The 12,972-nt window shown below is 37.4% G+C and carries 12 protein-coding genes; 11 read left to right on the forward strand and 1 reads right to left on the reverse strand.

The annotated features are described in order from the left end of the window. Window position 1: 1 nt before the first annotated feature. Window positions 2-988 (reverse strand): metal-dependent hydrolase, encoded by a 987-nt coding sequence (locus tag SJW71_RS04040; protein ID WP_274794508.1) that lies wholly within the window; start codon window positions 986-988, stop codon window positions 2-4. A gap of 197 nt (window positions 989-1,185) precedes the next feature. Here SJW71_RS04040 and mutY point away from each other — a divergent pair, with 197 nt between their 5' ends. The 11 genes from mutY to SJW71_RS04095 all read left to right on the forward strand — a co-directional run bounded on the left by mutY (window position 1,186) and on the right by SJW71_RS04095 (window position 12,948). Next, window positions 1,186-2,235 (forward strand): A/G-specific adenine glycosylase, encoded by a 1,050-nt coding sequence (mutY, locus tag SJW71_RS04045; RefSeq protein WP_274794507.1) that lies wholly within the window; start codon window positions 1,186-1,188, stop codon window positions 2,233-2,235. 80 nt (window positions 2,236-2,315) lie between these two features. Then, a complete protein-coding gene (locus tag SJW71_RS04050; RefSeq protein ID WP_274794506.1) occupies window positions 2,316-2,492 on the forward strand; it encodes a gamma-type small acid-soluble spore protein in 177 nt (58 codons plus the stop codon). Window positions 2,493-2,813: 321 nt separating this feature from the next. Beyond that, window positions 2,814-3,362: a nucleoside tri-diphosphate phosphatase gene (ntdP, locus tag SJW71_RS04055; RefSeq protein WP_274794505.1), complete on the forward strand. Its 549-nt coding sequence runs from the start codon at window positions 2,814-2,816 to the stop codon at window positions 3,360-3,362. A 288-nt stretch (window positions 3,363-3,650) separates the two neighbouring features. Beyond that, window positions 3,651-5,396, forward strand: coding sequence for an ABC transporter ATP-binding protein (locus SJW71_RS04060; protein WP_312507506.1), 1,746 nt, complete (start codon window positions 3,651-3,653; stop codon window positions 5,394-5,396). A gap of 285 nt (window positions 5,397-5,681) precedes the next feature. Further along, window positions 5,682-6,695, forward strand: coding sequence for an ABC transporter ATP-binding protein (locus SJW71_RS04065; RefSeq protein ID WP_407135584.1), 1,014 nt, complete (start codon window positions 5,682-5,684; stop codon window positions 6,693-6,695). Continuing rightward, window positions 6,670-7,650, forward strand: a complete 981-nt coding sequence (locus SJW71_RS04070; protein WP_274794502.1) for an ABC transporter ATP-binding protein — start codon at window positions 6,670-6,672, stop codon at window positions 7,648-7,650. The genes SJW71_RS04065 and SJW71_RS04070 overlap by 26 nt, the downstream gene beginning before the upstream one ends. A gap of 31 nt (window positions 7,651-7,681) precedes the next feature. Further along, complete coding sequence (locus tag SJW71_RS04075) at window positions 7,682-9,298, forward strand: ABC transporter substrate-binding protein (RefSeq protein ID WP_274794501.1); 1,617 nt, start codon at window positions 7,682-7,684, stop codon at window positions 9,296-9,298. 224 nt (window positions 9,299-9,522) lie between these two features. Next, on the forward strand, window positions 9,523-10,527 hold the full coding sequence (locus tag SJW71_RS04080) for an ABC transporter permease (RefSeq protein ID WP_274794500.1): 1,005 nt from the start codon (window positions 9,523-9,525) through the stop codon (window positions 10,525-10,527). A 12-nt stretch (window positions 10,528-10,539) separates the two neighbouring features. After that, a complete protein-coding gene (gene nikC, locus SJW71_RS04085; RefSeq protein ID WP_313470803.1) occupies window positions 10,540-11,436 on the forward strand; it encodes a nickel transporter permease in 897 nt (298 codons plus the stop codon). A gap of 283 nt (window positions 11,437-11,719) precedes the next feature. Next, window positions 11,720-12,337 carry a TerD family protein gene (locus SJW71_RS04090; protein ID WP_274794498.1) on the forward strand — a complete coding sequence of 206 codons (618 nt, stop codon included), beginning with the start codon at window positions 11,720-11,722 and terminating at the stop codon, window positions 12,335-12,337. A gap of 29 nt (window positions 12,338-12,366) precedes the next feature. Beyond that, a complete protein-coding gene (locus SJW71_RS04095; protein WP_274794497.1) occupies window positions 12,367-12,948 on the forward strand; it encodes a TerD family protein in 582 nt (193 codons plus the stop codon). The last annotated feature ends 24 nt before the right edge of the window (window positions 12,949-12,972 follow it).

The raw sequence follows: 12,972 nt of genomic DNA on the forward strand, positions 1-12,972 counted from the left end.
CTTAATTACTTGCACCGATTTGTAGTTTTTTCTGTAACTTATCTTCTGTGAAAATCCAGCCCGTATAGGACGTCATGATTTCATTATTATCATTTAAATGTGCAACGGCCACGAAAGGATAACGATTATCGCTACGGTAACGCAGATCGATTAATCTTACTTCTGTTAAGCCGTTTTCAAGCTCTGAGATTTCCCATCGGTACATGGGGGAAAAGGACACAAATGCTGCTAAGTTAGGGTCTTTCATTGCAGCATGGATAAGCGCAGTTTTTGGTAAAGGCTTAATTTCGAATTTATCGTAAATATTAACTGTCCTTCCATAAGCTCGCCCTACATAGTAATGTGTTTTAGATTTGGCTGCGATTCGCCAATGAAAGAAGCGCATAGTAGGTGCTACAATGACGTATTCTTCGTCCTGTAAGGTATGATGCACAGCTTTTTTTACAGCTTTTTGAACAGCAAATCGTAAAATATAATAAACTACAATGACGACATACATGATGCTAAATGTCCAAACAGGATTTGTACCAAATGCCCATAACACAATACCAAGACAATGTAAGGAAAAAATAATTGGATCAAATGTATTTATAACACCTAACGCTACCCACTTTCTAGAAAATGGTCGTATTGCTTGAGTACCATAGGCGTTAAAAATATCAACAAAGACGTGAAGGGCTACAGCTAAAAATGTCCAAAGCCATAAATGAAACACATTTACGTCTTGCAAAATAAGCGATAAAACAACTGTAATTAAAATGGGCCAAATAGCTACAGCTGGTAGTGAATGTGTAATTCCACGGTGATGACGAATATAGATGGCGTTATTACGTAGTTTTAGCACAGTGTCGACATCTGGAGCCTGTGAGCCAATAATTGTACCTGCCATTACTGCAGTAAAAGTCATTGAATGGTTGGCTACTACAGGGTCGGCTAATGCAAGACCGCCAAGGGCTATACCCATAACGAAATGTGTACCTGAATCCAAAAATATCCACTCCTAGTATGCAATAAAATCGAGTACAATGTGCATACATCTTTATTTCAATAATAAAAGGTATATTGAAATTTCTAACATTCAGTCTTGGAATAAAGACAATTTTTGTCGATTATTCCCGAATGTACTTTTCCTAATTGTATACCCTTTTCATCATAAATTAAATCGTAAAAACATCGGAGGTCACTGTGAATTACCCATATGTAACAGAATTTCGACAATCTTTAGTCGAATGGTTTAACGCTGAGAAACGCGACTTACCGTGGAGACATACAACAGACCCTTATAAAATTTGGGTATCGGAAGTGATGCTACAGCAGACACGTGTCGACACAGTTATTCCTTATTACAATCGTTTTATGGAAAGTTTTCCAACATTAGATTTACTCGCGGAAGCACCACAAGATTATTTACTGAAGCATTGGGAAGGTCTTGGTTATTATTCCCGTGTACGTAATTTACAAGCAGGTGCTCGTGAAGTTTTAGAAAATTACGGTGGCGTTGTGCCCGATAATCGTCACGAAATATCGAAATTAAAAGGTGTTGGCCCCTATACGGCTGGAGCTATTTTAAGTATTGCCTATAATAAGCCTGAACATGCAGTTGACGGCAATGTTATGCGTGTTTTAAGTAGAGTGCTTGATATACATGATGATATAGCCTTGCCAAAAACGAAGAAAATTTTTGAAGTAGCGGTCGAAGAGCTAATTGATCCTAATCATGCTTCCTCTTTTAACCAAGGTTTAATGGAACTGGGGGCACTCATTTGTACGCCTACCTCTCCAAAATGTTTATTATGTCCAGTAAGAGAGTATTGCACCGCATTTAATGAGGGCGAACCAGAAAAGTTACCTGTCAAATCAAAGAAAATAAAAATGAAGCATCTCACGTACGAAGTCCTTATATGTGAAGATGTTAATGGAAAATTTCTAATGGAACAACGACCTGAGGAAGGATTGCTGGCTAAATTATGGCAATTTCCGATGATTGATACTAGTCAATCATCAATTGAAAACTTTACAAAGGAATACCCATTAGAAGGACAAGCTAAACAGGAGCTGATTTCTTTTAAACATGTTTTTTCACATTTAACATGGCATTTAAATAGCTATTATATGAAATGTGAGACAGCTACAATGGGCAATTGGTTAACGCCGGAGCAGATAGAACGATTACCGATGCCGGTTCCTATGTTAAAAATTTGGGAAGAAGTAAAAAAGCAAATCATAGGGAAATAAATCCTTCTGTAAATCATCAATTCATGAGCATAAATGTCATCACCTCCGTACACAATAATTAGCGTGGAGGTGAATGAATAATGAAAAAGCAAAACAACCAAAATTTCCAACCGAATAAAAACATGCAACGTCAAAGTGAAGAGTTTGGTTTTGAAACGGACGTAAATGAAGTGCAAAAGCAAAATGCAAAAGCAGAGCAAAAGAAAGCTCAATCTTCAGGTCGTTTCTCGAAAACTAACCAAGATTTAGGTGAATAACACTTTGTAATTGCATAATGCATTTACCTCTAAGGGGCTGTCTGAAATCCGAAAAGATGAATAAGACAGCCCCTTTCTTATTGAGGAAAGAAGTGAATATAGGCGTGCCTTTAGAAGTAGAATAGTTGGTGAAAAAACTAAAAAATATCAACAAAGTGGATGTTATAATAAAATTCATTTATAATTGACTAAATTTTATACGAATTCAAAATAGCGTAGTGAAATTTGTGGTTTTCTAACTACACCTTTCGCGTACACATTGCTATAATATACTAGAGACTGCTAGATTTAGGTAGCATAGACGAAAAGGTGGGCTTCAAAATGGCATTACCGGTAGAAGGAGAAACGATACAAATACATAGTTATAAGCACAATGGCCGTATCCACCGTGTTTGGCAAGAAACGATGGTTTTAAAAGGTACGAAGAATATCATGATCGGTGCGAATGAACGGACACTTGTGACAGAATCCGATGGTCGTACATGGCTAACGAGAGAGCCTTCTATTTGTTACTTCCATGCGGAACACTGGTTTAATATCATCTGTATGCTACGAGAAGACGGAGTGTATTATTATTGCAATCTAAGCTCACCATTTGTTTTCGATAATAATGCCATTAAATATATCGACTATGATTTAGACATTAAAGTTTTTCCTGATATGTCTTATACCCTCTTAGACGAGGATGAATATGAGCTTCATCGTAAGGAAATGTCTTATCCTGATGTCATTGATAAAATTTTAAAGCGCAATGTCGATAAATTAATAAGCTGGATTCAACAAAAAAGAGGACCATTTGCACCCGATTTCATCGATGTCTGGACAAATCGTTACAAATTCCAACTTGATATGCAGTCAGATGATTGTTAAAGAAAATCCGAACTATTCTGTGAGACTCTATAGTAGTGACTCCAGATAGTTCGTTTTTTCTATTTAAGACACTCGGTTATCAAGAGGCGTAAATGATTTTTGCCTGTTTTTTTGTTAATTTCAGCACATGTTGTATGTGTCCTCGGAAAATTAGGTGTAATAACAGCGAATATAAAATAGTTCGCTATAAAGTCACATAACTGTATTTTAATCAAAATATTGCTATAATACTTAGGGCATTCATCATCATTGAATGTCTGTTTCTTTTTGTAAGGATGTGATAAAAAATTGGGAAGTATCAGGCGGTATATGCGCTTTGTAAAACCATATACATGGGAAATTATTTTAACGATTGTCATTGGTATAGTAAAATTTGCTATTCCTCTATTTATTCCACTGCTCATTAAGATTGTGTTAGACGATATTATTGCAGCAGAAGATTTAACAGATGTAGAAAAAACGAAAGAGCTGTTTTATTGGCTAGGCGGAACGATTATTGTGTTCTTTATTATCCGTCCACCAATTGAGTATTATCGACAATATTTTGCACAACACGTAAGCAATAAGGTTTTGTTTGATATTCGTAAGGAAATCTATGCACATTTACAGCGATTAAGTTTAAGATATTATGCCAATACACGTGCTGGAGATGTGATCTCAAGGGTCATTAATGATGTCGAACAAACGAAAAACTTTGTTATGACAGGTTTAATGAATGTATGGCTGGATCTTGCGACAATTGTTATTGCCATTGTCATCATGCTAACGATGGATGTAAAGCTGACATTAGTGGCGTTAGTTGCCTTTCCATTTTATGCATTGAGTGTTAAATACTTTTTTGGCAAACTGCGAGACTTAACACGTAAACGTTCTCAAGCACTTGCAGGTGTACAAAGCTATTTACATGAACGTGTAGCGGGTATGAGTATTATTAAAAGCTTTACGTTAGAAAAGCATGAACAAAAATTATTTGATACAGCAAATGGGGAATTTTTAGAGAAGGCACTTGATCAAACAAAATGGAATGCCAAATCATTTGCAGTCGTGAATACTATTACCGATGTTGCGCCATTGCTAGTTATAGCCTATGCGGGCTACCAAGTAATAAATGGCTCACTTTCTGTCGGTACGATGGTTGCCTTTATTGCTTATATTGAGCGATTATATGGTCCACTGAGACGACTTGTAAGCTCATCAACCACTTTAACGCAATCAATTGCCTCAATGGATAGGATGTTTGATTTAATAGACGAGCCCTATGAAGTGAAAAATAGGGAACATGCACGTGAACTACCACGTGCAAATGGGAAAGTTCGCTTTCACAATGTATCCTTCCAATATGAAAAAACGGGGTCACCTATTTTAAGTTCAATTGATTTTACGATTAATCCTGGAGAGACTGTTGCCTTTGTTGGCATGAGTGGCGGTGGTAAATCCACGATTATCAGTTTAATTCCTCGTTTTTACGATACAACAAGTGGTCAAGTAACCATTGATGGATACGATGTACGAGATGTCACTTTACATTCGTTGCGTTCACAAATTGGGATCGTCCTGCAAGATAATATACTTTTTAGTGATTCTGTTAAAGAGAATATTTTAATGGGTCGCCCAGATGCAACAGATGAACAGGTCATCGAAGCAGCCAAAGCGGCAAATGCCCATGACTTTATTATGAGTCTGCCTAATGGTTATGACACAAAGGTTGGTGAACGAGGAGTAAAGCTATCGGGAGGACAAAAACAGCGTGTTGCTATTGCACGAGTATTTTTAAAAAATCCACCGATTTTAATTCTGGATGAAGCTACTTCTGCCTTAGATTTAGAAAGTGAAGCATTGATTCAAGAATCCTTAGATCAGCTCGCTCATGAACGGACAACTATTGTTATCGCACACCGACTTTCTACTATTACCCATGCTGATAAAATTTTTGTCATAGATCATGGTCAATTAATCGAAAGCGGTACACATGAGCAGTTAATGGACAAACAAGGGACGTATTATAATTTATTCCAAGTACAGCATTTGGATTAAAATTCGTACAAATTATGAAATTATTTCAAAAAAGTCTTTCATTTATTTATAAATGGAAGGCTATTTTTTTGTGATAAATGTAAAAAATTATCCCTTTATAAGATTTAATTATTATTGAAGGCGATTATTGTAGAAATTCTATGTAATTTGCAGAATATTAATGATTGAAAGAGTTCAGTATTTTAGTTAGAATTATCTGAAAATAAGGAATTTAACGAAAGTTATAGTATTCTATTAATATTATTATACAATTAAGTAAAATATAGGTAGGGTGAGGCGTTACACATGAGGAAAAGGCTACTAGAAATAAAAGGGTTAAAAACAACCTTTTTTACAGATAATGGAGAAATTCCTGCTGTAGACGATATCGATTTTTCTGTCCATGAAGGAGAAATTTTAGGGATTGTAGGGGAATCGGGAAGTGGTAAAAGTGTTACGTCGCTATCCATCATGGGGTTAATTCCATCACCACCAGGAAAAATTACAGGTGGTGAAATATTGCTAGATGGCAAAAACCTTGCGAAATGTACAGATAAACAAATGCAAAAAATACGTGGTAAAGACATAGCAATGATTTTCCAAGAACCGATGACTTCTCTAAACCCTTTATTTACAATCGGTGATCAGCTCAAAGAGGCTATATTAATTCATAATCCTAAGTGGTCGAAAAAGGAAGCGGTTTCAAGAGCAATCGACATTATGAAACTTGTAGGTTTACCACGAGCAGAGGACCTACTAAAAGATTATCCGCATCAGCTATCTGGAGGGATGCGCCAAAGGGTGATGATTGCCATGGCACTGGTTTGTGACCCTCAGGTACTAATTGCAGATGAGCCAACAACTGCGTTGGATGTTACCATTCAGGCACAAATTTTACAGCTAATGAAAGACTTAAATAAAAGATTGAATACAGCTGTATTGTTAATTACACATGATTTGGGTGTTGTAGCAGAAACGTGTGAGCGTGTGATTGTTATGTATGCTGGACAAATTGTAGAGGAGGCGCCGATTCAAGAAATTTTTAAGAATCCTAAACATCCATATACACAAGGTCTTATTCAATCAGTGCCTGATATGCGCTATAAAAAGGATAATCTATACTCCATCCCTGGCAGTGTTCCTAAACCTGGAAGTATTCAAGTTGGTTGTCGCTTTGCGGCACGCTGCGAATATGCGATGGAACGCTGTTTACAGGAAACACCACCTTTATTTGAGGCAGCAGAGAACCATAAATCAAGATGTTTTTTACTAGAGGAGCAGGAGGTGGAGCAACGTGTCGAAAGCGTTATTAAAGGTTGATGGTTTAAAGAAATATTTCCCTATTCGAAAGGGTGTCCTTAATTCTCATGCAGGAGATGTAAAGGCGGTAGATGATGTTTCGTTTGAAGTGTTTGAAGGAGAGACATTAGGTATTGTTGGAGAATCTGGCTGTGGCAAATCGACGACGGGTCGCCTATTAATGCGTTTGCTAGAGCCAACTGAAGGTAAAATAGAATTTGCAGGTAAAATGATTTCAGAATTATCTAACAACGAAATGAGGAAGGCACGCAGGGATATCCAAATGATCTTTCAGGATCCTTATGCCTCATTAAATCCGCGCCATAATATCGGCAAAATATTAGAGGAGCCACTTATTGTCCATGGCATCGGTAATGCCAAAGAGCGAAAACAAAAAGTGTTGGAGCTTCTGGAGATTGTTGGGTTAAATGAATATCATATCAAGCGTTATCCGCATCAGTTTAGTGGAGGGCAAAGGCAGCGTATTGGCATTGCTAGAGCATTGATGACGAACCCTCGCTTAATTATTGCGGATGAGCCAGTCTCGGCGCTAGATGTGTCCATTCAGGCACAAGTCTTGAATTTATTGCAAAAGCTGCAAAAAGATTTAAAGCTAACGTATATTTTTATATCACATGATTTAGGGGTTGTACGTCACATTAGCAATCGTGTTGGCGTAATGTACTTAGGTAAATTAGTTGAGTTGACAGCGAGTGAGGACTTGTATGCTGAACCGCTTCATCCATATACACAGGCACTTTTATCTTCAGTTCCAGTTCCAGATCCTACATTTGAGCGTGAACAGATTATTATTTCTGGAGATATCCCAAGTGCATCAAATCCGCCGAGCGGTTGTACCTTCCATACGAGATGTCCTTTTAAAAAGGAACAATGCTCACAAGTAGTGCCTAAAATGCAAGAAGTAAAACCAGGTCATTATGTTGCTTGCCATCTGTATGAGGCGCTCCAACATTAAATGATATAAAAACGACATAGGGGGAAAATCAATGAAGAAAAAGAAGCTTTGGACCTTGGGTGTAATGCTACTCCTTATTCTCTCGACGATCTTAGCAGCTTGTGGCGGCTCAGATACTAAGGATACGGGTAGTAAAGATACATCAACTGGTGGCGATTCAGCTGGCAGTGGTGAACCAAAAATTTTAGTTTATGGTCGTGGTGGAGATTCTGTAGCACTAGACCCTGCTGTTGTCACAGACGGTGAATCTTTTACAGTGACAGCTAATATTTACGAGACGCTTGTAAACTTTGGTGAGAGAGATGTAACAATTAATCCTGGTCTAGCAAAATCTTGGGAGGCATCAGAGGATGGATTGACGTATACTTTCCAGCTCCAAGAAGGTGTTAAATTCCATGATGGTACAGACTTCAATGCCGAGGCAGTTGTTAAAAATATTGAACGTTGGAAATCAAGTACTGATAAATATCCATACTTTAGTACTCAATTTGTCGTTGGTGGCAAGCAAATTATTGACTCAGTAACTGCTGAGGGTGACTATACAGTTGTATTTAAACTAAGCCAACCACAAGCACCGTTCCTGAAAAATTTAGCCATGTCTCCATTTGCGATTGCTTCTCCAACAGCCTTTGAGGCAGATGAAGAAGGATTATCAACAAATCCTGTAGGAACAGGTCCATTCAAGTTTGTTAGCTGGGTACGAAATGATTCTATCACAATTGAAAAAAATCCAGATTACTATATTGATGGTTATCCAAAACTAGATAAAGTTATTTATCGTTCTATACCTGAAAACTCTGCACGTTTAAATGATTTAATCGCAGGTAATATTGATGTAGCTGATGGCTTAAGTCCATCTGATAAAGGAACAATTGAAGGCGATGCAAATCTACAGTTAATTGAACGTCCATCTATGAACGTTGGATATCTTGGTTTAACAGTAACTCGTCCTCCATTTGATAATGTCAAAGTACGTCAGGCAGTCAACTATGCAATTGATAAACAAGCTTTAGTAGATGCATTTTATGAAGGCTTAGCAGAGCCAGCGAAAAACCCAATGCCACCGGTAATTACAGGCTATAACGATGAGGTAACAGGCTATACGTATGATCCTGAAAAAGCGAAAGCATTACTTGCTGAAGCAGGCTATGATGGTAAGGAAATTGAGCTATGGGCAATGCCAGTTCCACGTCCATACATGCCAGACGGACAAAAAATTGCTGAAGCGATTCAAAAGAATTTAGAAGATGTGGGCATTAAATCTAAAATTGTGTCATATGAATGGGCAACTTATTTAGATAAAGCTGAAAAGGGTGAAGCGGATGCATTCTTACTTGGCTGGACAGGTGATAATGGAGATGCAGATAACTTCCTTTATTCATTATTAGACGGTGATAATATTGGCTCTAATAACTATACATTCTACGACAACCAAGAATTACACAAGTTATTAACAGCTGCGCAAACTGAAATTGATGAAGATAAGCGTAATGAATTGTATAAGCAGGCACAAGTTATTATTTCTGAGGATGCTCCATGGGTTCCTCTTGCTCACTCAACACCAATTTTAGCTGCTAACAAGAAAGTTACAAATTATATTGCGCATCCAACTGGTTCTGACCGTTTAGATGCAATAGATATTCAATAGTAAACTGCATTCTTAAATAATAAAGAGGTATGTAAAGAATCTGCTTGCTTTTCTGCGGGTAAGCCGTGGAATTCTAGCAGATTCTTTTCTAGTAAAGGAAATCCAATCCTTTACTCTGTATGAAAGATCTCATCTAAACATTAAAGCCGTTTGGTGAAAGCTTAACCTTTCAACAGTATATAGACTTCAAAGTAGATTATGAAAATCATAGAGAGGTGATGAAAATGCTTCACTATATGGGGAGACGATTACTTCAACTAATCCCAGTTTTGCTTGGAATGACTTTTATCGTCTTTATGTTGATACGTGCAATACCTGGAAATCCAGCACAAGTTATTTTAGGACAACAGGCAACAAAAGAGGCGGTCGAGGCATTAAACGCAAGTTTAGGATTAGATAAGCCTTGGTATACACAATATTTTAGTTATTTAGCAGGTATTTTTCAGGGAGATTTAGGGGTGTCCTTACGTACAAAATTACCTGTATCAGAGGAAGTATTTCCGTATCTAGCAGCAACGGCTGAGCTTGCATTTTTTGCTATGATTATTGCTATTGTTATAGGTGTTAATGCTGGCATTATTTCTGCCTGGTTCCAAAATTCTTGGTTCGATTACATTGCTATGGTTGTGGCACTAGTTGGTGTATCTGTACCCGTATTTTGGCTAGGTTTAATGGAGCAGTGGACATTTAGTAGTCAGCTTGGCTGGTTGCCTACTTCAGGTCGAGATGATGTTCGTAATCCTGTAACCGCCATAACCCATTTCTATTTACTAGATACGCTCATGCAAGGACGCTTCGATCAATTCATTGAAGTTTTAAAGAGATTAATATTACCAGGTGTTGCGCTTGCGACGATTCCGATGGCTATTATTGCAAGAATCACAAGGGCATCCATGCTTGAAGTGATGCGTTCAGATTATGTACGCACCGCACGAGCTAAAGGACAAAAAATGTTTATTGTGGTTTATAAGCATGCATTAAAAAATGCTGTTATTCCTGTATTAACGGTAATCGGTTTACAAACAGGATTACTGTTAGGCGGTGCCATTTTAACAGAGACGATTTTTAGTTGGCCAGGCATTGGTCGTTATATTTATGATGCGATTGGCTTCAGGGATTATCCGGTCATTCAATCAGGTATCCTAATCGTTGCATTTATTTTCATCATGATTAACTTAATCGTGGACTTGTTGTATACAGTGATTGATCCACGTATTAAATACAAATAGAAGGGAGTTGCAATGATGACTGGAGCAATTGACATAAAAAAAGAAGCAGCACCTGTTCAAGAAAAGGCAGTAGGCCCATGGCTTGAAGGCTGGCGAAGCTTTAAAAAGAGCAAAGTGTCTTTAGTAGGTGCAGGAATTGTACTATTTTTTATTTTACTTGCTATTTTAGGCCCATATTTGGCGCCACAGGGGATAAATGAACAAGATTTATCAAAACGTTTATTGGCACCAACAAGTGAACATTGGTTTGGTACGGATGATTTTGGGCGGGATATTTTCTCTAGAATCATTCATGGTGCACGAATTTCGTTATGGGTAGGCTTTTTTTCAGTAGTTTTATCCGTAATTGTTGGTAGTTTGCTTGGAATTATTGCAGGTTATTATGGAAAATGGATTGATACAGTTATTTCACGTATTTTTGATATTATGCTAGCTTTCCCTAGTATGCTATTAGCGATTGCTGTCGTGTCAGTGCTTGGACCATCCTTACAAAATGCATTAATTGCTATTGCAATTATTAACATACCTAATTTTGGTCGTTTAATACGCTCAAAAGTGTTGAGTGTCAAGGAAGAGGAGTATATCGTATCAGCAAAAGCAATTGGCATGCGGGATTCAAGAATATTATTTTCACATATTTTGCCGAACTCCATGACACCTATTATAGTACAAGGAACGCTTGCTATTGCGACAGCTATTATTGAAGCGGCAGCGTTAGGTTTCCTTGGACTAGGGGCTCAAGCTCCAGCACCAGAATGGGGAAAAATGCTAGCCGATGCGCGGAAGTATTTATTAAATGCTCCTTGGACAATGATTTTCCCTGGTTTAGCTATTATGCTAACAGTTCTAGGCTTTAACCTAATGGGTGATGGACTACGAGATGCACTTGATCCAAAAATGAAAAGCTAGTTAATACATGACACCTTCTACAAGTTAGAAGGTTTTTTTTCAGCTACTTGGCAAACATGAACAAAGGGGTAAATAGGAACTCTTTTACAGCAAAAACGTTCTAAATTATAGTAGTGGACCAAACGGCTTTTCAAAAATAAGTGAAATTATCTTTCTGGAGCCATTAATTGAATTTTTTGTCATGTTAATTTAGACTTAAAAAGTAGAAAATTTTTATCATAGTAGATTATTGCTTACCATATAATCTTTCAGTTGAAATACATATTTTAGGAGGGTGTTAAAATTGGGGATTAATTTACAAAAAGGGCAACGTGTTGATTTAACAAAAGGAAATGCTGGTTTAAATAAAATTAAAGTAGGCTTAGGCTGGGACCCTGTAGGGCAAGAGAAAAGCGGCGGCTTTTTAGGCGGTTTATTTTCTAGTAGAAATAGCGGTAGTGGACGAAGCGTTGACTGTGATGCATCTGTATTAATGCTGCAAGATGATAAGGTTATTGCGGGAGACGATGTTGTTTATTTTGGAAAATTAACAAGTAAATGCGGCTCTGTTCAACATTCAGGTGATAATTTAACAGGTGACGGCGATGGGGATGATGAGGTAATTACAATTGAGCTATCGTCTGTGCCAACTCAATATAACAAGCTTGTGTTTGTTGTAAACATTTACGATGCAGCAGGGCGTAACCAACACTTTGGTATGATTCAAAATGCATATATTCGTGTGTATGATGACAGGACAGGAAGTGAGCTAATTCGTTATAATTTAACTGATAATTATTCGAATTTAACGACGTTAGTCTGTGGGGAGATTTACCGCCATAATAATGAATGGAAATTTGCTGCAGTTGGTACGGGAACAAATGATTTGAAACTTGGCGACGTTGTTCGAAGATATCAATAAATAAATGACTAAATAGGAGGAATAAAAATATGGGCATTTCACTACAAAAAGGTCAAAAGGTAGATTTAACAAAAACAAATCCAGGATTAACAAATGTTGTGGTAGGATTAGGCTGGGATACAAATAAATATGATGGTGGTCATGATTTTGATTTAGACTCATCTGTATTTTTACTTGCTGATACAGGGAAAGTAGCAGATCAAAATGACTTTATTTTTTACAACAATACAATTGGTGGAAACGGTTCAGTAGAGCATTCAGGTGATAATTTAACAGGTGTCGGTGAAGGTGACGATGAAGTGGTGAAAGTCGCATTAACTCAAGTTCCTGCTCATGTTCAACGTCTAGCATTCACGGTAACTATTCATGATGCGGAATCTCGCAGTCAAAACTTTGGAATGGTATCGAATGCCTATATTCGTATTATAAATGCTGCATCCAATGAAGAAATTATTCGCTATGATTTAGGTGAGGATTTCAGTATTGAAACAGCTATTGTAGTCGGTGAATTATATCGTCATAACGGTGAATGGAAATTTAACGCAATTGGTGCTGGCTATCAGGGTGGCCTAGCTGCTTTATGTAATGACTATGGCTTGAGCGTAAACTAAAATTTCATCTTTGGACAGAAAGGG

It is taken from the genome of Lysinibacillus sp. FW12, assembly GCF_050817245.1.
GTDB lineage: Bacteria > Bacillota > Bacilli > Bacillales_A > Planococcaceae > Lysinibacillus > Lysinibacillus irui.

Coding starts and splice junctions, on each gene's coding strand:
- SJW71_RS04050 (WP_274794506.1), top strand. CDS start 2,316: ATGAAAAAGCAAAACAACCAAAATTTCCAACCGAATAAAAACATGCAA.
- ntdP (WP_274794505.1), top strand. CDS start 2,814: ATGGCATTACCGGTAGAAGGAGAAACGATACAAATACATAGTTATAAG.
- SJW71_RS04065 (WP_407135584.1), top strand. CDS start 5,682: ATGAGGAAAAGGCTACTAGAAATAAAAGGGTTAAAAACAACCTTTTTT.
- SJW71_RS04075 (WP_274794501.1), top strand. CDS start 7,682: ATGAAGAAAAAGAAGCTTTGGACCTTGGGTGTAATGCTACTCCTTATT.
- SJW71_RS04080 (WP_274794500.1), top strand. CDS start 9,523: ATGCTTCACTATATGGGGAGACGATTACTTCAACTAATCCCAGTTTTG.
- nikC (WP_313470803.1), top strand. CDS start 10,540: ATGATGACTGGAGCAATTGACATAAAAAAAGAAGCAGCACCTGTTCAA.
- SJW71_RS04095 (WP_274794497.1), top strand. CDS start 12,367: ATGGGCATTTCACTACAAAAAGGTCAAAAGGTAGATTTAACAAAAACA.